This window comes from Enterobacter cloacae complex sp. IR5459, from assembly GCF_049238005.1.
GTDB lineage: Bacteria > Pseudomonadota > Gammaproteobacteria > Enterobacterales > Enterobacteriaceae > Enterobacter > Enterobacter hormaechei_C.
The window spans coordinates 350,534-371,334 of record NZ_JBMKIG010000002.1 but is presented as its reverse complement, the minus strand read 5'-3'; the positions used below and the strand labels follow the sequence as shown (position 1 = coordinate 371,334).

Annotated in this window: 21 protein-coding genes; 10 read left to right on the top strand and 11 right to left on the bottom strand. The window is 56.7% G+C overall.

Annotation, left to right across the window (positions count from 1 at the left end; translation table 11 throughout):
- Window positions 1–37: 37 nt before the first annotated feature.
- A complete protein-coding gene (locus tag ACOTX4_RS05225) occupies window positions 38–1,126 on the bottom strand; it encodes an oxidoreductase (protein WP_045332398.1) in 1,089 nt (362 codons plus the stop codon).
- A 159-nt stretch (window positions 1,127–1,285) separates the two neighbouring features.
- Here ACOTX4_RS05225 and ACOTX4_RS05220 point away from each other — a divergent pair, with 159 nt between their 5' ends.
- Genes ACOTX4_RS05220 through ACOTX4_RS05205 form a run of 4 tightly spaced genes read left to right on the top strand, consistent with a single transcriptional unit; the run spans window position 1,286 to window position 6,102 of the window.
- The gene (locus ACOTX4_RS05220) at window positions 1,286–2,788 is read left to right on the top strand and encodes a sugar ABC transporter ATP-binding protein (protein ID WP_045332395.1); all 1,503 of its coding nucleotides are present in this window, start codon (window positions 1,286–1,288) and stop codon (window positions 2,786–2,788) included.
- Window positions 2,785–3,780 carry an ABC transporter permease gene (locus ACOTX4_RS05215; RefSeq protein WP_045332394.1) on the top strand — a complete coding sequence of 332 codons (996 nt, stop codon included), beginning with the start codon at window positions 2,785–2,787 and terminating at the stop codon, window positions 3,778–3,780. Before ACOTX4_RS05220 ends, ACOTX4_RS05215 begins: the two co-directional genes overlap by 4 nt.
- A gap of 19 nt (window positions 3,781–3,799) precedes the next feature.
- A complete protein-coding gene (locus tag ACOTX4_RS05210) occupies window positions 3,800–4,864 on the top strand; it encodes a sugar ABC transporter substrate-binding protein (RefSeq protein ID WP_022650577.1) in 1,065 nt (354 codons plus the stop codon).
- On the top strand, window positions 4,861–6,102 hold the full coding sequence (locus ACOTX4_RS05205; RefSeq protein WP_045332393.1) for an LVIVD repeat-containing protein: 1,242 nt from the start codon (window positions 4,861–4,863) through the stop codon (window positions 6,100–6,102). Before ACOTX4_RS05210 ends, ACOTX4_RS05205 begins: the two co-directional genes overlap by 4 nt.
- Window positions 6,103–6,154: 52 nt before the next feature.
- On the opposite strand, the gene mtnK is transcribed toward ACOTX4_RS05205, so the two are convergent.
- On the bottom strand, window positions 6,155–7,354 hold the full coding sequence (gene mtnK / locus ACOTX4_RS05200) for an S-methyl-5-thioribose kinase (RefSeq protein ID WP_045332391.1): 1,200 nt from the start codon (window positions 7,352–7,354) through the stop codon (window positions 6,155–6,157).
- A 102-nt stretch (window positions 7,355–7,456) separates the two neighbouring features.
- Here mtnK and mtnA point away from each other — a divergent pair, with 102 nt between their 5' ends.
- On the top strand, window positions 7,457–8,473 hold the full coding sequence (gene mtnA, locus ACOTX4_RS05195) for an S-methyl-5-thioribose-1-phosphate isomerase (protein ID WP_023315603.1): 1,017 nt from the start codon (window positions 7,457–7,459) through the stop codon (window positions 8,471–8,473).
- 42 nt (window positions 8,474–8,515) lie between these two features.
- Window positions 8,516–8,986 (top strand): SRPBCC family protein, encoded by a 471-nt coding sequence (locus tag ACOTX4_RS05190; protein ID WP_045332390.1) that lies wholly within the window; start codon window positions 8,516–8,518, stop codon window positions 8,984–8,986.
- 53 nt (window positions 8,987–9,039) lie between these two features.
- On the opposite strand, the gene ACOTX4_RS05185 is transcribed toward ACOTX4_RS05190, so the two are convergent.
- The 3 genes from ACOTX4_RS05185 to ACOTX4_RS05175 are packed head-to-tail and all read right to left on the bottom strand — an operon-like array spanning window position 9,040 to window position 10,879.
- Window positions 9,040–9,582: a 1,2-dihydroxy-3-keto-5-methylthiopentene dioxygenase gene (locus tag ACOTX4_RS05185; RefSeq protein WP_023315605.1), complete on the bottom strand. Its 543-nt coding sequence runs from the start codon at window positions 9,580–9,582 to the stop codon at window positions 9,040–9,042.
- Complete coding sequence (gene mtnC / locus ACOTX4_RS05180; protein WP_006809660.1) at window positions 9,579–10,268, bottom strand: acireductone synthase; 690 nt, start codon at window positions 10,266–10,268, stop codon at window positions 9,579–9,581. Before mtnC ends, ACOTX4_RS05185 begins: the two co-directional genes overlap by 4 nt.
- Complete coding sequence (locus ACOTX4_RS05175) at window positions 10,265–10,879, bottom strand: methylthioribulose 1-phosphate dehydratase (protein WP_003858775.1); 615 nt, start codon at window positions 10,877–10,879, stop codon at window positions 10,265–10,267. The genes mtnC and ACOTX4_RS05175 overlap by 4 nt, the downstream gene beginning before the upstream one ends.
- 122 nt (window positions 10,880–11,001) lie before the next feature.
- On the opposite strand from ACOTX4_RS05175, the gene ACOTX4_RS05170 reads away from it, so the two are divergent.
- Window positions 11,002–12,162, top strand: a complete 1,161-nt coding sequence (locus ACOTX4_RS05170; RefSeq protein ID WP_023315606.1) for a pyridoxal phosphate-dependent aminotransferase — start codon at window positions 11,002–11,004, stop codon at window positions 12,160–12,162.
- On the opposite strand, the gene ACOTX4_RS05165 is transcribed toward ACOTX4_RS05170, so the two are convergent.
- From ACOTX4_RS05165 to citR, 3 genes are all read right to left on the bottom strand, one after another.
- Window positions 12,163–12,789 (bottom strand): IbrB-like domain-containing protein, encoded by a 627-nt coding sequence (locus ACOTX4_RS05165; RefSeq protein ID WP_022650584.1) that lies wholly within the window; start codon window positions 12,787–12,789, stop codon window positions 12,163–12,165.
- A complete protein-coding gene (locus tag ACOTX4_RS05160) occupies window positions 12,774–13,997 on the bottom strand; it encodes a phosphoadenosine phosphosulfate reductase (protein WP_023324302.1) in 1,224 nt (407 codons plus the stop codon). The genes ACOTX4_RS05165 and ACOTX4_RS05160 overlap by 16 nt, the downstream gene beginning before the upstream one ends.
- A gap of 128 nt (window positions 13,998–14,125) precedes the next feature.
- On the bottom strand, window positions 14,126–15,046 hold the full coding sequence (citR, locus tag ACOTX4_RS05155; RefSeq protein WP_045332388.1) for a DNA-binding transcriptional repressor CitR: 921 nt from the start codon (window positions 15,044–15,046) through the stop codon (window positions 14,126–14,128).
- 621 nt (window positions 15,047–15,667) lie between these two features.
- Here citR and ahpC point away from each other — a divergent pair.
- Both ahpC and ahpF read left to right on the top strand, forming a co-directional pair.
- Entirely contained in the window at window positions 15,668–16,231 is a 564-nt protein-coding gene (gene ahpC / locus ACOTX4_RS05150) for an alkyl hydroperoxide reductase subunit C (protein WP_003858764.1), read from the top strand.
- Between the two features lie 242 nt (window positions 16,232–16,473).
- On the top strand, window positions 16,474–18,039 hold the full coding sequence (gene ahpF, locus ACOTX4_RS05145) for an alkyl hydroperoxide reductase subunit F (protein ID WP_045332387.1): 1,566 nt from the start codon (window positions 16,474–16,476) through the stop codon (window positions 18,037–18,039).
- A gap of 59 nt (window positions 18,040–18,098) precedes the next feature.
- Here ahpF and uspG read toward each other — a convergent pair whose 3' ends face one another.
- Window positions 18,099–18,527, bottom strand: coding sequence for a universal stress protein UspG (gene uspG / locus ACOTX4_RS05140; protein WP_022650588.1), 429 nt, complete (start codon window positions 18,525–18,527; stop codon window positions 18,099–18,101).
- 181 nt (window positions 18,528–18,708) lie between these two features.
- Here uspG and ACOTX4_RS05135 point away from each other — a divergent pair, with 181 nt between their 5' ends.
- Entirely contained in the window at window positions 18,709–19,947 is a 1,239-nt protein-coding gene (locus ACOTX4_RS05135; protein WP_015571156.1) for a zinc-dependent alcohol dehydrogenase, read from the top strand.
- 10 nt (window positions 19,948–19,957) lie between these two features.
- Here ACOTX4_RS05135 and yldA read toward each other — a convergent pair whose 3' ends face one another.
- Both yldA and rnk read right to left on the bottom strand, forming a co-directional pair.
- Entirely contained in the window at window positions 19,958–20,047 is a 90-nt protein-coding gene (gene yldA, locus ACOTX4_RS05130) for a small membrane protein YldA (RefSeq protein WP_015571155.1), read from the bottom strand.
- Window positions 20,048–20,184: 137 nt separating this feature from the next.
- A complete protein-coding gene (gene rnk, locus ACOTX4_RS05125) occupies window positions 20,185–20,595 on the bottom strand; it encodes a nucleoside diphosphate kinase regulator (protein WP_032608834.1) in 411 nt (136 codons plus the stop codon).
- Window positions 20,596–20,801: the final 206 nt, after the last annotated feature.

The following is a 20,801-nucleotide window of genomic DNA, read 5'->3' as shown; positions in this document are numbered from 1 at the left end:
GGAGAGAATCATCATTAGGTATAGCCCGTCGGCGCAATTAACGGCTGAAGGATTCCACCTTCGCAAACGCGGCGCGCAGCACCTCAGGCGTTAACGTCACCGGCAGATAGTGAATCGACTCCACCGGGCGCAGGGTGTGGGCAATGACCTTATCCAGCTCGTCGCGGTTGTGAATATCGACGTCCAGCTCGCGAAGCGTGATCGGCAGGTTAAAGCGTTGGTATGCCGCCACCAGCTGCGCCAGCACGTCGTCCTGGCCGAGCAGGGCGCTCTGGACCAGAATGCCGTAGGCCACCTTGGTGCCGTGCAGGTATTTTTCCGTCTGCGGCAGCACGGTTAAGCCGTTGTGCACCGCGTGCGCCGCCGCCACGCGGGTATAGCGCTCACCCAGACCGCCGACCATTCCGCCTCCGGCAATAATCGCATCCACCACGTCCCGGAACGCCTGCGTCTGTTCGCCGCGCTGCTGATCTGCAAGCGCCTCTTCGCTGCGTTCCAGCAGCACGTCGCGGATCGCCAGCGCACCGTTCAGGCCAAGACGCACGGTCAGCGGCAGACTCTCAGGTTGAGGGGCGAGCACCGCCGCTTCGTACCACTTCGCCAGCGTATCGCCGATGCCCGCCAGCAGGTATTCCGCCGGGGCGTTAAGGATGATCTGCGGCTCCACCAGCACCAGAAAGTTGGCGTCGTCAAAAATCTCAAACTGTAGCGCCTGACCGGCATCGTTGTACCACACGGAGAGCGGGGTCCACGCCGCGCAGGTGGCGGCGATAGTGGGAATGCCCACGAACGGCACGCCCAGACGACGTGCCACGGCCTTGACGGTATCCATTACCGCACCGCCGCCCACGCCAATCACCACGCTGGTTTCACTTCCCGACTCGTTTACCAGATGAGTGACGTCACGCTCGCTGCAATGGCCCTTAAACAACAGATGTTTTGCCCCCGTCGCGTTAAAACTCTGCGGCAGATAAGGGCGTGCGCCCTCGATTGCCCGCTCGCCGTAGATCCACGCCGCGCGGGAAAGTTGTTCCGGAGTAAAGAAATTATTCAGGTGTGCAAGGCTTCCCGGATGAGAGAAGTAGTTCGCCGGGCCGGGTACGACGCGGATATCGGTGTTGCTCATGAAGTTGTCCTTTTTTAGCAAGCGCTAACCCGATGTTATGTCTGGACATCCGGATGGCTAATAATATTTCGCTTTATCTTATGCCTTTTCCGTCGTTGTCAGTCAACCGGAGCTGTGAAAAATTCGCTAAATCAGAAGAGTAATGAAGGATTTACGCGGATGGTTTCCAGTCGCCTTGAGATGCGCGGTATCAGCCTGGCCTTTTCCGGCTTTCAGGCGCTGTCGCGCGTGGATTTCACCCTGAACGGCGGGTCGGTGCATGCGCTGACCGGCGCCAACGGCGCGGGGAAATCGACGCTGATGGCGGTGCTGTGCGGGACGCACGACCACTATGAAGGCGAAATCTGCATTAACAACCAGCCGGTAAGCATCCGCGAGCCGCTGGACGCCAAACGGCTGGGCATCCACCTCGTGCAGCAGGAGGTGGACGTGGCGCTGATCCCGGGGTTAAGCATTGCTGAAAACATCATGCTCGACCAGCTGGCGCAGCCAGGGCACCGCTACCGCTGGCGCGACATCCGCCAGCAGGCGCGGCAGGCGCTGGCGCAGCTGGATGTTTCGCTCGACGTTCGCCGCTCCATCGACAGCTGCACGCTTGCCGAAAAGCAGCAGATTTTGCTGGCACGCGCTTTGTCCCACCACTGCCGTTTTTTAATTCTTGACGAGCCCACCGCGCCGCTGGACGCGCACGAGAGCGAGCGTCTGTTTGCGGTGGTAAGACGTCTGCAACAGCAGGGCATCGGCGTGGTGTTTATCTCTCACCGCATTCACGAGCTAAAAGCTATCTGCGACACCCTCACGGTGCTGCGCGACGGCAGGCTGATTGAGTCTGGCCCGATGGCCGATCTCAGCGGTGAAGAGATTGTTGAGAAGATGCTCGGCCACGAGCTGAGCGATATCTATCCGCCCCCGCGCCCGCCGCACGGCGACGAAACGCTGCTGCGGGTTGAAGGGCTGCACGACGACGCGCTGCTGAAAGATATCTCTCTGCACCTGCGCAAGGGCGAAATTCTCGGCATTGCCGGGCTGGCGGGCGCGGGCAAAACCGAACTCTGTAAGGCGCTGTTTGGCGCCAGTAAAAGCCGCGTCGCGAACGGCGAGCTGAACCATCAGGACTGGAAACCGCGCGACCCGGCGGACTCGGTGCTGCGCGGCCTGGCGCTGGTGCCGGAAGAGCGGCGCAAAGAGGGCATTTTTATCGACGAGACGGTGAGCATGAATCTTGCCGTGTGCGCCGATAACAGCTTCTCGCGCTGGAGCCTGTTCGGCCATCGTCAGGCGTGGCGCTGGGCGGAGGAGGTGATCGCCCGCGTCGGCGTTCGCGCCCGCGGTCCCGGGCAGGTTTTGCGACGTCTCTCCGGCGGCAACCAGCAGAAGGTCGCCATCGGTAAATGGTTGCGTAATGACGCCAGCGTGCTGATATTCGACGAGCCGACCAAAGGCGTGGACGTGAAGGCCAAAACCGATCTGTTTCAGCTTATCGACGGCCTGGCGCGCGAGGGCAAAGGGGTGATTTACGCCTCCGGCGAGTTCGCCGAGCTGGTGGGGCTCTGCGACCGCATCTGCGTGCTGTGGGACGGGCGCATCGTGGCGGAAATCGCCGGGGCAGAGGCCCGGGAAGAGACACTACTTTATTATTCAACCGGAGGAATGGCGTCGTGAGCAAGGCCCTTTCAGTGACCGCGGCGGCGTCTGGCCGTCAGCAACTATTCGATTTTCTTTATAAGTGGGGCATGCTGCTGACCGTCGTCGCGCTGGTGGCCGTCTTTGGCCTGGCGTCGGACAGCTTCCTCGATCCGAACAACATCATCAACATTCTGCGCTCGATTGCCATCGTGACGGTGATTGCCATCGGCGTGTCGATCTCCCTGACCGTCGGCGGGTTCGATCTCTCGGTGGGATCCACCGCGTCGCTGGCGAACGCGCTGGTGATTTCGCTCTTCGTCTGGCACGGCTTCGGCACCACCGAGTCGATTGTAATCACTCTCGCGCTCTGCACGCTGGTCGGCCTGTTTAACGCTTTCCTGATCGTCATCCTGCGTATTCCGGACATGCTCGCCACCCTCGCCAGCCTGTTTGTCATCCAGGGCGTGGCGATGACCTACAGCTACGGCGGGTCGATTACTGAGAACATGGTGCTGCCGAGCGGCGACATGGCGGAAGGCACCATCCCTGCGACGTTCAGCCTGCTGGGACAGGTACCGACTATCGTGATCGTCATGCTGGTGGTGACGGTGCTGGCGCAGCTTGGCCTCTCGTTGACCACTCACGGTCGTCGGATGTACGCCATTGGCGGTAACCCGGAAGCGGCGCGCCTCTCGGGGATTCGCACCACGCGCTACAAGGTGGCGGCCTACGTGATTGCCTCCCTGCTGGCGGGCCTGGGCGGGATTTTGCTGGCCTCGCGTATTGGCTCATCGCAGGTGAACGCGGGCGGCGGTTACCTGATGGATGCGGTGGCGGCGGCGTGGATCGGCTTCTCGCTGGCCGGGTCCGGCAAGCCGAATGCCCTGGGGACCCTGGTCGGGGCGGTGATCCTCGGCGTGCTGTCGAACGGGCTGGTGATGCTCTCCGTGCCGTATTACGCCATGGACATTATAAAAGGGCTGGTGCTCGCGGTAGCGCTGGCGATTACCTACATACAAAAACGCTGACAACACAACGGGATAAAAAATGAAAAAGATTGCACTCTCTTTGGTGGCATTAGGGTTATTCACCGCTCTGCCTGGCTTCGCGGCCACGCCCGCACCGCTCCCGGCGGCCATTGCCAACCATGACGGCCCCATTCGCATTGCGGTGATCCGCAACCTCGGCTCAGACGACAACACCACGCAGTTTGTTGCCGGGGCCATTCAGGAAGGGAAAAAGCTCGGCTTTAAGGTCAGCACCTTTTTGAGCAACGGGGATGACGCTAAATTCCAGGACTTCGTGAACCAGGCCATCAGCCAGAAATATGACGGGATCATCCTGTCGCAGGGCCGCGATCCGTACTCCACCGCGCTGGTAAAAAAGGCGGTGGATGCCGGGATCAAGGTCGCCGTATTTGATACCGCCGTCAATGGCGAGATCCCGGGCGTGACCGTTACCCAACAGGACGATGCCTCTCTGACCAATCTCTCCTTCGGCCAGCTGGCGAAAGATTTCAACGGCAAGGCCAATATCGTCAAGCTGTGGGTAGCGGGCTTCCCGCCGATGGAGCGTCGTCAGGCGGCGTATAAAGAGTTGCAAAAGCAATACCCGGAGATTAAAGAGCTGGAGTCCATCGGCGCGGTCTCCTCTGACGTGCAGGGCGACACCGCCAACAAGGTGGGCGCGATCCTGGCGAAATACCCGAAAGGCAAAATCGACGCCATCTGGGGGACCTGGGATGCCTTCAGCCAGGGCGCGTATAAGGCGCTGAAAGAGAACGGCCGCACCGAGATCAAACTCTACAGCATCGACATCTCCAACCAGGATTTACAGCTGATGCGCGAGCCGGGTAGCCCGTGGAAGGTGAGCGTGGCGGTAGATCCGAAGCTGATTGGCGCGACCAACGTACGCCTGATCGCCAACAAGATTGCCGGTGAAGCCACGCCTGCCACCTACGACTTCAAAGCCGCTGCGATCCCGCAGGCGCTGCTGACCGCGCAGCCGGGGGCGGTGAACGTGGCGTCGCTGGGCAAAATCATTCCGGGCTGGGGCCAGACGGAAGATTTTATCGCGCCGTGGTTTGCGACGCTGGAAGCGAAAAATAAATGAGCATGCTTCCTACGCCAGAATACAGCCGCAATATGCGGCTGATTGGCCATAGCGACCAGGGCGGTCGCCCGGACGGCGTGCAGCTGATGGTGCACCGCGGCTTTGCGTATATCGGCCATATGGTGTCGCAGGGCTTTTCGATTGTCGACGTGCGCGATCCAAAAAATCCGAAACCCGCGGGCTATGTCCCCGCGCCGCCGGGCACCTGGAACGTGCACCTCCAGGCGCATGACGACCTGCTGCTGGTGATCAACGCCCGGGATCTGTTTGCCGATGCCCGCTTCGCCGACGAGAAGGTCTACTACACCCGTCAGGTAGGAGAGACCGTCAGCGACGTTCAGGACAGGGGCTGGAGCGCCGGGCTTCGCGTTTTTGATATCTCCACGCCGGACAGGCCGCGCGAAATCGGCTTTCTGTCGCTGAGCGGCATCGGCATTCACCGCATCTGGTACGTCGGTGGCCGCTGGGCGTACGTGTCGGCGCTGATCGACGGTTTTACCGACTACATTTTCCTGACCATTGACCTGGCGGACCCGCGCAAGCCCGAGGTGGCGGGGCGCTGGTGGCTGCCGGGGATGAACCAGGCCGCAGGCGAACAGCCGGACTGGCCGGAAGGGAAACGCTACGCGCTGCACCACGCGATTATTGCGGGGGATACCGCGTACGGCAGCTGGCGCGACGGCGGCCTGACGCTGCTGGACGTGAAGGATCGCACCCAGCCTAAGCTCATTAGCCACCGTAACTGGAGCCCGCCGTTTGGCGGTGGGACGCACACCGCGCTGCCGCTGCCGGACCGCGATCTGCTGGTGGTGCTGGACGAAGCGGTGCTCGATAACCAGGAAGACGGCGAGAAGCTGATCTGGCTGTTTGATATTCGCGAGCCGTCGAACCCGGTGAGTATCTCTACCTTCCCGCAGCCGGATGAAATCGACTACGTGGCGAAAGGGGCGCATTTTGGCCCGCACAACCTGCACGAGAACCGGCCGGGGAGCTTTGTCAGCTCCACGCTGATCTTCGCGACGTATCAGAACGCGGGCGTGCGCGCGTATGACATTTCCAATCCGTATCGCCCGGTGGAAACGGGAGCGCTGGTGCCCGCGGCGCCGGAGAGGATGATGGATACGCGGCCGAATCGCCCGCAGGTGATCCAGTCGTGTGACGTGTTTGTGGACGCGCAGGGGATTATTTACAGCACGGACTATAACGGCGGGCTGTCGGTGATTGAGTATCTGGGGTGAGTGCGGTTTGATGCCCTCACCCCGGCCCTCTCCCACAGGGAGAGGGAGAAAATCAACTGTACTGCCGCACCCGTGCCACCAGCTCTTCCGCGCTGTCGATGCGGTCGGCAATCACAATCAGCGCTTTACCGAGGGATATCGCGTGGCGCAGGCATTCGTGACGCATCGCTTCATCCTGAATGGTGTCGATATCCGCCACATGGGAAAGCCCGACGCTGCGGCGAATCAGCTCGGTGCCGCAGAATCCGATGGCATCGTGCCAGACCTTTTTCAGGAATGCGGAGGCATAGCCCGGTGCGCTGAGTGCGGCGTCGCGGGCTTTCTCGTTTGCCAGTACCTGGAAGCGCTCCGCAAAGGTGTTCCACAGTTCCTGAATATCGGTCAGGCGCTGCTCGCGCGCGGCGGCGGCATCGCGAATGCCCAGATGCCCCGGCAGGCCGCAGAAGTTGAGCAGCAGGTTGCCGATGGCGGTGCCAACGTCAAAGCCCATCGGCCCGAAATAGCCGAACTCAGCGTCGATGGCCTTCAGGCTGCCGTCGGCCACAAAAATCGAGCCGCTGTGAATGTCTCCGTGCAGCAGGGCTTCGGCGTGCGCGAAAAAGCGGTGCTTGAGGGAGGCCACGGCGATTTTAAGCTGGGCGTCGTCGCGCAGGGCGGCAACATCGTTTTCCAGCTCGGCCGGGTAGCTGTTGCGCGCGTGGATCTGGTACGGATCGTTGAAGAACAGATCTTCGGTGATCTCGCACATCTCCGGGTTGATGAATTTTGCCACCTGCGCTTTTTTCTCGTGCGGATTCAGATAAAAATCGCTGGTGTGGAAAAGGGTGTGAGCCAGATATTCCCCCAGCTGACGCGCTGCCTGTGGGTAATAATTATTTCTGATCAGCTCGCCGCGCCAGATGCGATGGCTGGAGAGATCTTCCATCACCATCACCGCCAGTTCCGGATCAAAGTGGTGGATTTTCACGGTGTGCTGAGGGCTGTGCTGGTAATGCTCGACCAGGGTTTGCGCTTCAAGACGGGCACGATCCAGCGTCAGCGGCCAGGATTCGCCGACGCAGCGTACGTAGGGCAGCGCCTGCTTAACGACGATGCGGCTGACGCCCGCGCTGTCGAAAATTTTAAAAACCAGATTGAGGTTGCCGTCGCCCACTTCCTGCGCCTCTACCAGCGATGACGGATCTTCAAGTCCGCCAAACTGCCTGGCATACTCCACGGCGTCCTGAGCGGTAAAGGTACGGTATTGCGACATGGCCTGCTCCTCAGTTTTGCTAATTAAGACATGTAGACGTCTATACATCTGGATTTCATCCTGACACAATGTGCTACAACAACGCAACAGGGAATTAACGACATGCAGACATTACAGACGACCAGCCTGCGGGTGGCGAATAATCAGCTCTTTATTCTCGACCAACAGGCGCTTCCGCAGGAGAAACGGTGGGTGGATGCCTCGACGGTCGAGGCGCTGGTCGGGCATATCCACGCTTTGCGCGTACGTGGCGCGCCGTTGATTGGTCTCTCTGCAAGCCTGCTGCTGGCGCTGTTAGCGGAAAGCGGCAAAAGCCGCGACGAGCTGGCGGTGGCGATGGAAACCCTGCGCGCATCCCGCCCGACAGCGGTAAACCTGATGAACAACCTCGACCGCATGAAGCTTGCGCTGTGGGAAGAGGATTTCGTTCCGGCGCTGGTGGCTGAGGCGCTGCGCCTGATTGACGAAGACAAACGGCTCTGCGACGCGATTGCAAAAGCGGGCAGCGCGCTGGTGAAGCCCGGCAGCCGTCTGCTGACCCACTGCAACACCGGCGGGCTGGCGACGGCGGGCGTCGGTACCGCGCTGGGGGTGATTGCTCGCGCGCATAAGGAAGGCAAGGTAAGCAACGTCTGGGTGGATGAAACCCGTCCGCTATTGCAGGGCGGCAGGCTGACCGCGTGGGAACTCGGCGAGCTGGGCGTGCCGTATCAGCTAATTACCGACTCCATGGCCGCCAGCCTGATGGCAAAAGGGCAGGTCGACGCCGTGTGGGTGGGGGCAGACCGCATTGCCGCCAACGGCGACGTGGCGAACAAAATCGGCACCTACTCTCTGGCGGTGCTGGCGAAATTCCACGGCATTCCGTTCTATGTCGCCGCGCCGCAAACGACCCTCGACCCGGACTGCCCGAACGGCGACGCGATCCCGATTGAGCAGCGCGCCGCCAGCGAGGTGACGGGCGTCGCCGGAAGCTTTGGCGCGGTGCAGTGGGCACCGGAAAACGCGCAGGTCTATAACCCGGCGTTTGACGTCACCCCCGCCTCGCTGATTAGCGGCTGGGTACTGGATACGGGCGTGGTCACTCCGGACGAGGTGGCGGAAGGGAAATTTGCCTGAGTCCGGCTATCCTTTAAGGGGCTCCCTTAAGAGGACAACATCGTGACGCTCGATCCTGAAACAGACTTAAAACTGGAGCGCGTGGTGGACGCACCGCGCGATCTGCTGTGGCTCTGCTGGACTACGCCAGAGCACATCAAAAACTTCTTCATTCCTGCTCCCCATAAGGTGACCGAATGCGACCTCGACCTGCGCGTGGGCGGGCGGTTCAATACCGTGTTTGAGGTGGACGGGCAGCGGATGGATAACCGGGGCGTATTCCTTGAAATCGATCCGGGGAAAAAGCTGGTCTTTACCGACGGCTATACCGAAGGCTGGAAGCCGGCCGAGAAGCCGTTTATGACGGCAATTTTGCTCCTGGAAGACGCCGGGGAGGGCAAAACCCGCTATAAGGCGATTGCGCGCCATCCGACGAAGGATATCCGCGAGCAACATGAACAAATGGGATTTCACGAAGGGTGGGGGATTGTGCTGGATCAGCTGGTGGGGTATGTGAAAGGGCTTAACGCTTAGTGCGCGTTGGTGCCCTCACCCCGACCCTCTCCCACAGGGAGAGGGAGAAAAGATCAGGCCAGGCGCGGATACGCATCCGCAATCGCATCCCCGGTAAACTGCGCCACCCAACCCTCCGGGTTATCGAAAATACGAATGGCGGTAAAGTTCGGCTCTGAGCCCATATCAAACCAGTGCGGCGTGCCCGCGGGCACGGAGATCAGGTCGTTTTTCTCGCACAAGACCTGATATACCTCATCGCCGATGTGCAGGCAGAATAATCCCGCCCCTTCCACGAAAAAACGTACTTCGTCTTCGCCGTGGGTGTGTTCGTTCAGGAACTTCGCGCGCAGCGCCTCTTTCTGCGGATTGTCGGCGCGCAGGCTGATCACATCCCAGCTCTGGTAACCTTTCTCTGCCACCAGCTTGTCGATCGCATGCTGATACGCAGCGATCACGGCTTCAGGCGCGGGATCGTGCCCTAAATCGCGATCCGCAGCCCAGCGTTCAAACCGCACGCCTTTTGCGTTGAGCTGTTGGGCAATCTCGGCGGCGTCGGTGCTGTGCCACTGGTGCTGACTGGCGTCTTTATCGGAATAAATGGTCAATGCGCTCATGAAGGGATCTGCTCCGGATTAATCTCGTCAAACTGGTGGATCTGATGGTGATGGCTTGCGCCGTCATCTTCACCGCGAATCAGTTGCAGGGTGCGAAAACCCGCCTGTTCCGCTGCGTCCAGCTCCTGATGAATATCTGACAGAAACAGGATCTGCGACGGGGCGATGCCCGTTTGCGCCGCAATGTTTTGATAAGACTGCACCTCGCGCTTGGCGCCAATGTGGGTATCAAAATAGCCGCTGAACAGATGAGTAATATCACCTTCGTCGCTGTAGCCAAATAACAGTTTCTGCGCGGCGACGGAGCCAGAGGAATAAACATAGAGATCAATCCCTTGTGCCTTCCACTTTTCCAGCGCGGGCAGTACGTCAGGATAGAGGTGTCCGGTAAAGTCACCGTTGACGTAACCGTCCTGCCAGATGATGCCTTGCAGGGCTTTGAGCGCCGTCGATTTGCGGTCTTCATCCATAAAGGTAAACAGCACGTTGATGAGATCGCTGACGCTGGCATGCGGAGCGCTGATTTCATCGCGCAGGTTGTCCAGAATCGATTTGACCGGCTCGGCGTACTGCTGCGCGGTCACGAAGGCCGCCAGCCGCTCACGCGCGTAGGGGAACAAAACATCATGGACAAAACGGATATCGCTGGTGGTCCCTTCAATATCCGTCACAATCGCGCGAATCATACTCTCTCCCATTGTCGTAAACGCATTTCGCATTCAAATAAGAATTCTAAACCTTCCAGATGACGGCGGGCTTCGGCCACGTCGCGTCCCCAGCAGGTTAAGCCATGGCCGCGCAGAAGAAAACCATAATTAAGCGGGCGTTCCTGCGCGTAATGGGCGATGCGCGAGGCGAGGGCGTCGATGTCCTGGTCGTTATCAAACACCGGGATGGCCACCGTATCCCGATGCGTGGTCTGCCCGGTAAGGGATTTTTGCATCTCGAAACCGGTGATCTTCAGCTCGGCCTCGTTCACCAGCCGCGACAGCACCGTGGCATTGACGGTGTGAACGTGCAGGACAGCGTTAGCTTCGGGGAACAGGCGATAGATGAGGGTATGCAGCCCGGTCTCTGCCGACGGTTTACGGCCAGACGGCGCACGGTTGGTGGCGATTTCAACCTGTAGAAAATCGGCGGTGGTCAGGCTACCTTTATCTTTTCCGGATTCGCTCAGCCAGCACAGGTGTTCATCCTGACGCATGGACATATTGCCGCCGGTAGCGGGCGCCCAGCCTTTAGCGCCAATCCAGCGGCAGGCCTCGACCAGGTGTGTGAGTTGCAGGTTGTCTGTCATTTCCTTTTACCCTCTCGGCCAGGAATATTTATATCGTTTAGACGTCTAAGCGTCTTGATTGCCAAAGACTAACATCGTGTTATAGTGTCAGCAACATAAGTATTACAGGCAGGCACACTACAATGAGCAATAACCCGTTGATCCCGCAGAGTAAACTTCCCAATCTCGGCACGACGATTTTTACGCAGATGAGCGCCCTGGCGCAGCAGCACAACGCCATTAACCTCTCACAAGGTTTCCCGGATTTTGATGGGCCGAAATATTTGCAGGAGCGTCTGGCGTACCACGTTGCGCAGGGAGCCAACCAGTATGCGCCGATGACCGGCGTGCAGACGTTGCGTGAAGCCATTGCGGATAAAACGGCGGAGTTATACGGCCATAAGCCTGACGCGAACAGCGATATCACGGTGACGGCAGGGGCGACCGAAGCGCTGTATGCGGCGATAACCGCCCTGGTGCGTACGGGTGATGAGGTGATTTGTTTTGACCCGAGCTACGATAGCTACGCCCCGGCGATTGAACTGGCCGGCGGCGTGGTGAAGCGCGTGGCGCTCCAGCCACCGCATTTTCGCCCTGACTGGCAGGCATTTGCTGCGCTGCTGAGTGACAAAACCCGTCTGGTGATCCTGAATACTCCGCATAATCCGTCGGCGACGGTGTGGCAAAAAGCCGATTTTGCTGCGCTGTGGCAGGCCATCGCCGAACGTGAAATATATGTTCTGAGCGACGAGGTGTATGAGCATATCTGCTTCGCCGAAGAGGGGCATGCCAGCGTGCTGGCGCATCCGCAACTTCGCGAGCGTGCAATCGCGGTATCGTCATTTGGGAAAACCTACCATATGACCGGCTGGAAGGTAGGGTACTGCGTGGCCCCGGCGGCCATTAGCGCTGAGCTGCGCAAAGTGCATCAGTACCTGACGTTTGCCGTGAACACACCGGCCCAGCTGGCGCTGGCGGATATGCTGCGTGCGGAACCCGGGCATTACCGCGAGCTGCCGCACTTCTATCGTGAACGTCGGGATCTGTTTGTGGCGGCGCTGAGCAAAAGCCGCCTGGAAATTTTGCCGTCTGAAGGAACCTATTTCCTGCTGGCCGACTACAGCGCGATTTCCGATCTGGACGACGTGAGTTTCTGCCAGTTGTTGACGAAAGAGGTGGGAGTGGCGGCCATTCCGCTGTCGGTGTTCTGCGCCGATCCCTTCCCGCATAAGCTGATTCGTCTTTGCTTTGCGAAGCAGGAATCGACGCTGCTCGCTGCGGCAGAGCGTCTGGCGACGCTCTGACTATTTCACCGTCCAGGCTTCTGAAAAACGACGGTCTGCGAAGAGTTCGAGCAGACCGTTGATCTGCTTCAGACGCAGCACTTCATCGCTGTCCATACCCAACTCCTGGCCAATTTTCTGCTCACTCCAGCCCATAAGCACCAGTTCTCGCACGATTTCTGACATGGCGTTGATCTGGTGGCGTCCACGCGCGCGGTTGTGACGAATAGTTGCCGCCATGCGATCGAACTTTTCCTGGCGCGCTTTACGCAGGCAGGTAACAGGGAGGTAACCTTTAAGCTGGCGCTTCAGGATCGCCCGGTTACTGCCGATATCATGACGGTGAAAACCATCGACAATTTCGTAGTGCTGTGGCGCATTTTCCGTCACAACGATAGGTTGTGTGAATCCATCCAGCTCCAGTGACTTGCTGAGCAGCCGCTTTTCCGGCGGCGCGACGTTATTTGGGTTGTAATCGTTAGCGGTGATGTTTGTCTTTTTTATCCACAATACGCAATCGACGGGCTGATCGCGAAAAGGGCTGATTTCATGTAATGCCTGACGAAACGCATTAATAGCGGCTATTCGCTCTTCTTCTGAAAGTGCCTGAAGGTACGTTTCCATTTCGGTGATTATTCGTTGTTGCATAAAATCCCCCATTCCTTGCGTTTTGCTTTCACTCTGTCGCTGTAGCGCTGATAGTGTTTAGGCTTATTTGGGCTAAACGAAAGTGCCCGGCACCAATAGTCATTGTTGAGTAAAACCTTACAAATGCGTCGCCAGGAAGGGATATCTTTTGCACCAATGTCACCCTCCTGCGTGTCGGGAATATCGTTCATGCCTCGCTTTTGATACCAGTGGAGATAAACCGCGATTTTATTGCGGTAATGTTCCGCCGTATTTTGCGGCATGCTGTCGAGTAACAGCATGGCGTATTCGCGCCAGCCGAGATGGTCTGGTTTCAGGATCTTCCGGTGGCCATAAAAATGGTTATCGTGCCCGGCATAAATACCTCCGCTTCGCACGCCGCAGGCGCGTTCACACATCGCCGCCCAGCGTTCGGGTTCAATGACATGATAGAGCCACAAGCCCTGACGCTGTTCCGGGCCAAACGGTTCGCAGATGCGCATATAACGCGGCGGCACCCCCGCCTTGTACATCAGGTCGTATAACGGGTTATAGCAACATTTTGATTTCGCGAACCACGTCCAGATGTCGGCGGTTTTCCAGTCGTACAAGGGGTAGATATACCAGGCGTGCCCACCCGGGGCGACGGTCGTCCAGGGTTTATCGTCAGAAAAGCGCTGCTTACGCGCCGACGCGATAGCCAGAAAGCGGTTGTAAGATTCATCGGCGCGGATCCCCACCATGACGGCGGCAGGACGTCTTTGTGCATACCATTCGGCAAACTCGCGCACGAAGGCTTCAAACGTCATTCCCTGCTGATAAAAATCGAAATAGTGGTAATCGGTAATGGCATCTTCCGGTGGCTGGCGAACCCAGTTTGTCCCGGGTTCCCAGCACTGCCATTCAGGTTGAAACTGTGACAGGGCGTTCTGGGTCGTGAGCGGAAGCGCTACCCACCAGAACTGATGGATAACATCCCGATACAGCGTTCTCATCGTGTCAACATGCTGAATGGTTGAGGAGAATTGCGCTTCCCAGTCCAGAAAGATGACATCTATTTTTCGCTTTAATTGCCGTGCTTTCTGGGCAACGAGATGCAGCATCACGGTAGAATCTTTTCCACCGGAAAAGGAAACGCAGACCCTGGAGAAATTGTTAAGCGTCCAGTCTATGCGTTCCGCAGAAGCGTCTAAAACATTTTCCTGTAAAGGGATTTTATAGATCGACATGATTAATCGCGTCCTGCGTGTTAAATGTCTGGAAAAAAACAAAACGATATTATGGAATTATTTGTCCTTAATTTCACGGGGGCATTTTCTTCGGGTTGCCTTATTTGCATTCACCATGCAAATGTATTTTACGCAGACGGCGGAGAAACGCAGAGCTTATGCATTTTTTCAATGAATGTTGAAAAAACAGTGCTATTCAGTGATGAACGGCTGTAGAGCATATAGATCTTTAATTCAGGCAGCTCAAACGGTGGCTCAAGCCTTTTTAATTTCAACGGTTCTTTATATGTTTCATAGATCGACACGGGGATGAAGCCTAACAGATCAGATGAACAGACCATGGAGATGAGAGAGCTAAGGGAGTCCGTACGAAAAGCAATATTTCTTTCCGGAAACGCGTCATTTGCGCGACTCTGAAACTCTTTTACACCCGGATGAGCACTCTGGTAAAAAGTGAATTTCTCCTGGTATAGCACTTCCAGCGTGACTGCGTCAGCGAGCCTTGGGTGGTCTGCTCTACAGATTAAGGCTATCGGCACCGTGGTGAAGTGGGTGCAGACCACAGAGCGATTGTGGATAGGTGCGATAGAGAAGATGAGATCGGCCTTACGATAGGCCAACAAATCTTCCGCTGATTCGGAGGAAATGAGCATGTCTCTTTGCTCTATCTCATAATTCTCTTCAGATATTAACAGCTTCAACGGTTCGAGCATCGAACCAGGAGACACCATTTGAGAGCAATAGATAACGAACTTTTTTTTGATGTCCGAGTGATGCATCATGTTGATCGTCTGCTCAAGCTGATTGAGATTTTTTTCCAGATGATGATGCAGGTTGGTACCTACCGTGGTTGGCGTAATTCCCTTCCCTGAACGGATAAACAGGGGGTCATTAAGCTGACCGCGCAGGCGTTGCAGCGACTGGCTGACGGCGGATGGCGTGATATAAAGCGCCTCGGCAGCCTTACTGATACTGAGGTGTTGGTAAATGCATTCGAAGATGACTAACAGATTGAGATCGAATTTTTTTAGGTCGTAGAGGTTTGCCATGTTTCGTCCTGAGTGAGTTGAGTTTGCTGTCGTTATCACATCCTGGAGTACGACAGAGGGAAGTTACCCTTTACAATCCGTGTGAATAACTCGCTTAATTTAAAATTTAAGTGATCTTAATATATCACGGCTTTGGATTATTGAAACATAACTTCAAGACTAATTAAGATAATTTTATCTTTAAAGTTTGATTGAATTATTTGAATGAAAAGTGGTGTTTATATATAGCGTGAAACCCATAATGAAATTAAATTCATAATCTTTCAGAGACCTCTTCGATACTGCCTATCACAGCCATAGGCAGGACTATCCCTCTTATGCATTGCTCAATGCGCGCAGGGGTGCTGTAATCAAAGCGCTGTTACGGCCTTGATACAAGGTATGTAGAGCGCAACGCAACGCCAGCTTCGGCTGGCACTGAATGTACCTGCGGGGAATTCAGGTATCAGGGCCGCCCGTTGAGGCGGCCTTTTTACTTTTAGGCTTTCCTGTAAAAGGTTCACCTTGCTGTCTTGTTGCTTTTGTAAGGTTTGGCTGATTGATTTGATAAAGCATACGCATTAGCCCCGATGGATAAAGTTGGTTACCTTACATCTCAACGAAAACACGGAGGAAGTACAGATGTCTTTGATTAACACTAAAATTAAACCTTTCAAAAACCAGGCGTTCAAAAACGGTGAGTTCATCGAAGTAACCGAGAAAGATATCGAAGGCCGCTGGAGCGTGTTCTTCTTCTATCCGGCTGACTTCACCTTCGTTTGCCCGACCGAACTGGGCGACGTGGCAGACCACTACGAAGAACTGCAAAAGCTGGGCGTAGACGTTTACTCTGTTTCTACCGATACCCACTTCACCCACAAAGCGTGGCACAGCAGCTCTGAAACTATCGCGAAAATCAAATACGCGATGATCGGCGACCCGACTGGCGCCCTGACCCGTAACTTCGACAACATGCGTGAAGATGAAGGCCTGGCAGACCGCGCGACCTTCGTTGTTGACCCGCAGGGCATTATCCAGGCTATCGAAGTTACCGCTGAAGGTATCGGCCGTGATGCATCTGACCTGCTGCGCAAAGTGAAAGCGGCTCAGTACGTTGCTTCTCACCCAGGCGAAGTGTGCCCGGCGAAATGGAAAGAAGGCGAAGCGACGCTGGCGCCATCTCTGGACCTGGTCGGCAAGATCTAAATTTCTGTCGTTTTTCACGCCATAGCTGCGTTGGCGTCGCCTGCTCACCCCGGTCACTTACTTCAGTAAGTTCCCGGGGATTCTCAGGCTAGCCGCCTCGCTCTGACGCGAAATACTTTGGAAATTGTTTCAGTCATGGGCGCTCCCCGCGCCCATTTCATTCCAGCACCATGATGCAAGTTGCATTCAGGCAGCCCGTATAAGGCGGCTTGCATGATGACGTTTTAAGAGAGGGAAGAATAATGCTCGACACTAACATGAAAACCCAGCTCAAGGCCTACCTTGAGAAACTGACCAAATCTGTTGAGCTGATTGCCACGCTGGACGACAGCGCGAAATCGGCAGAAATCAAAGCACTGCTGACAGAGATTGCTGAGCTGTCGCCGAAAGTGACCTTCAAAGAAGACAACACGCTGGCAGTCCGTAAGCCTTCTTTCCTGATCGCCAACCCAGGGTCTGACCAGGGGCCGCGTTTCGCGGGCTCTCCGCTGGGGCACGAATTTACGTCCCTGGTGCTGGCGCTGCTGTGGACCGGTGGTCATCCGTCAAAAGAAGCGCAGGCGCTGCTGGAGCAGATCCGCGATATCGACGGTGATTTTGAGTTTGAAACCTATTACTCGCTCTCCTGCCACAACTGCCCGGACGTGGTGCAGGCGCTGAACCTGATGTCAGTCCTCAACCCACGCATTAAGCACACGGCGATTGACGGCGGTACGTTCCAGAACGAAATCACCGAGCGCAACGTGATGGGCGTTCCGGCGGTTTACCTGAATGGCCAGGAGTTCGGCCAGGGGCGCATGACGCTGACCGAAATCGTCGCCAAAGTGGATACCGGCGCAGAAAAACGCGCGGCGGAAGAGCTGAACCAACGCGATGCTTATGACGTGCTGATTGTTGGCTCAGGCCCGGCGGGCGCGGCGGCAGCGGTCTACTCCGCACGTAAAGGGATCCGTACCGGTCTGATGGGCGAGCGTTTCGGTGGTCAGGTTCTGGATACCGTAGACATTGAAAACTACATTTCCGTGCCGAAAACCGAAGGCCAGAAGCTGGCCGGTGCGTTGAAAGCGCACGTCAGCGACTACGACGTGGATGTCATTGACAGCCAGAGCGCCAGCAAACTGGTTCCGGCGGCGGTCGAGGGTGGTTTGCACCAGATTGAAACGGCGTCCGGCGCGGTGCTGAAGGCGCGCAGCGTGATCATTGCCACCGGCGCGAAATGGCGCAACATGAACGTCCCGGGCGAAGATCAGTATCGCACCAAAGGCGTGACCTATTGCCCCCACTGTGACGGCCCGCTGTTCAAAGGTAAACGCGTCGCGGTGATCGGCGGCGGTAACTCCGGCGTGGAAGCGGCTATCGATCTGGCGGGAATTGTGGAACACGTTACCCTGCTGGAGTTCGCTCCGGAGATGAAAGCGGACCAGGTGTTGCAGGATAAGGTGCGTAGCCTGAATAACGTCGACATTGTGCTCAATGCCCAGACGACAGAAGTGAAAGGCGACGGCAGCAAAGTGACTGGTCTGGAATACCGTGACCGCGTGAGCGGCGATATCCACAGCGTAGCGCTGGCAGGGATCTTTGTTCAGATTGGCCTGCTGCCAAACACCACCTGGCTGGAAGGCGCTATTGAGCGTAACCGCATGGGCGAGATCATCATCGATGCGAAATGCGAAACCAGCGTGAAGGGCGTATTTGCGGCGGGCGACTGCACCACCGTGCCGTACAAACAGATCATCATCGCTACCGGTGAAGGTGCGAAAGCGTCGCTGAGCTCGTTTGATTACCTGATCCGCACCAAAACTGCATAATAAAAGAAAGCAAGACGACACCTGCAATGCCAGAGGCCACCTAAAGGTGGCCTCTTTTTTTATCTGACGACCATCACCGGAATGTGGGTGTGGCGGATCACGCTGGAGGCGTTCGACCCCAGCAGGTGAGTGGTGATGGAAGGGTTACGTGAACCAATCACTACCACGTCGGCATTTAATTCCCCGGCAAGCTCATTAACGGCGTCGCGCACGCTACCGAACCGGACGTGGGTTTTGATGCGGGAAGGATCGATGCTGAAGTGCCCGACCATGGTTTGCAGGCGCGTCTCGGCTTCGTGCTGTAAATGCTCTTCAAAACGACGCACATCAGCAGCGAAACGATGCAGGCTCAGGCTGGCAGAGCCCGGCAAAACATGCAGAAGATGAATAATTCCGTCCTGCTGCGCGAGAAATTCCGCGTGACGTATAGCCTTATCACTCAGTTCCATTTCAAAAACATCAACCGGCATAATGATTGTTTGATACATAACCGTTTCTCCTTGTTAATAAACGCTGAAATCATTCAACCACAAAATATAAATGGTTTCTGTAATCCCGACAGCACTTTTTTATCTCGCCAGGATAAATCTCAAAACAGCCGGATTCCGGGGCAGATCCCGAGAGGTAGCTACCCTTTTATAAGCTTACCCACACCCTTTCGGAGGTTGCATGAAAGCTCTCACCTATCACGGTCCACATCATGTTCGGGTCGATAATGTCCCCGATCCGGGCATCGAACAGCCTGACGATATCATCCTGCGCGTAACGGCCACGGCGATCTGTGGTTCTGATTTGCATCTTTATCGCGGAAAAATTCCCAAGGTCCAGCATGGCGATATCTTTGGTCATGAATTTATGGGCGAGGTGGTGGAGTGCGGGAGCGAAGTGAAGAACGTGCAGAAAGGTGACCGGGTGGTGATCCCGTTTGTAATTGCCTGCGGTGACTGCTTCTTTTGCCAGATGCAACAGTACGCGGCCTGCGAAAACACGAATCGCGGGCAGGGCGCGGCGCTGAACAAAAAGCAAATTCCCGCCCCTGCCGCGCTGTTTGGCTACAGCCATCTTTACGGCGGCGTGCCGGGCGGACAGGCGGAGTATGTGCGCGTCCCGAAAGGCAACGTGGGGCCGTTTAAAGTGCCTCAGCTGCTGTCTGACGACAAAGCGCTTTTCCTGTCAGATATTCTGCCTACCGCCTGGCAGGCGGCGAAAAATGCGCAGATTCAGAAAGGCTCCAGCGTCGCCGTATTCGGGGCCGGGCCGGTGGGGTTACTGACCATTGCCTGCGCGCGGCTTCTCGGCGCAGAGCAGATTTTTGTGGTTGACCATCATCCCTATCGACTGCGGTTTGCCCAGGAGCGCTACGGCGCGATCCCGATTAACTTTGATGACGATAACGACGCGGCGGAGAAAATCATTGAGCAAACGGCCGGACAGCGCGGAGTGGATGCGGTGATTGATGCCGTCGGGTTTGAGGCCAAAGGCAGCACCACGGAAACGATCCTCAGTAACCTGAAAATTGAAGGCAGCAGCGGCAAAGCCCTGCGCCAGTGCATTGCTGCGGTGCGGCGCGGAGGCGTGGTCAGCGTGCCGGGCGTGTATGCCGGTTTTATACACGGCTTCCTGTTTGGCGATGCCTTCGATAAAGGGCTGAGCTTTAAGATGGGGCAGACCCACGTCCATGCCTGGCTGGGAGAGCTGCTGCCGCTTATCGAAAAAGGGCTGCTTACACCGGAAGATATTGTCACCCACTATCTTCCGCTGGCTGATGCGGAGCGCGCCTATAAAATCTTCGAAAAACGGGAGGAGGAGTGCCGCAAGGTGATCCTGGTGCCTGGTGCAGACACCCCGGAGGCAGCGCAGCAGAAAGTGAAGGGACTGGTGAATGCCTTCCCCGGCGGCGTTGTGTGAGGTTCCTCACTCACCAGTGGCGCTCAAGGTATAGCACCGCCACGACGAGGATCGCCAGGATGATGAGAAAAACCAGTGTGATAACAAGTATCTCACCCATGACCGTCCCCACGGCACCACAACAGAGTAAGCGTGGATTAAGCGGTTTTTGTCCGATATAACACAATCGGGTGAATTTGCGGAAAGAGGATGCGGGTGCATCCTCTGTGCAAAGCGGGGTCGCTTGTTCAGAAGGGATTAACGCAGGTAATCGCCAGCGGCTTCGGGCTGGTAGAACAGCTCAAGCACTTCCAGGTGAGCTGAGGCACCGCCCGGGAGTTCCCAGTGGATAGTATCGCCTGTGCGCAGTCCAAGCAGCGCCGCGCCCACGGGTGCCAGCACCGACAGTTGCGTGCTGCTGTCGGTCATCTGCGCCGGATAGACCAGCGTACGGGTGAGCTCCTCGCCGGTGGTCAGGTTGCGGAACTTCACCTGGCTGTTCATGGTGACCACATCATGCGGCATGGTCTCAGGCGTACACATCTGCGCCCGGTCTAGCTCTTCGTTCAGCGCATCGGCTACCGGCAGCGAGGCGAATTCTGGTTTCTCCAACAGTCGGTCAATACGTTCTGCGTCGAGTTCATTGATGATAATCGTAGGTCTGGACATTTTTACTCCATGTCGTTAATGCTGCGTGTAACGCAGAAACCAATCCAAAAGAAAACCCTCGCCGTCTGGCAGCGAGGGTTTAACTTAGCTGATGATACTGTCTGAAACCGTAAGTTTGAAGTGATGAAGGTCACAATCATGCGCCATATGAATTTTTGGCAATAAACCCGGCGTCCCGATTCACGCTGAACGGAAATTTCGTTACG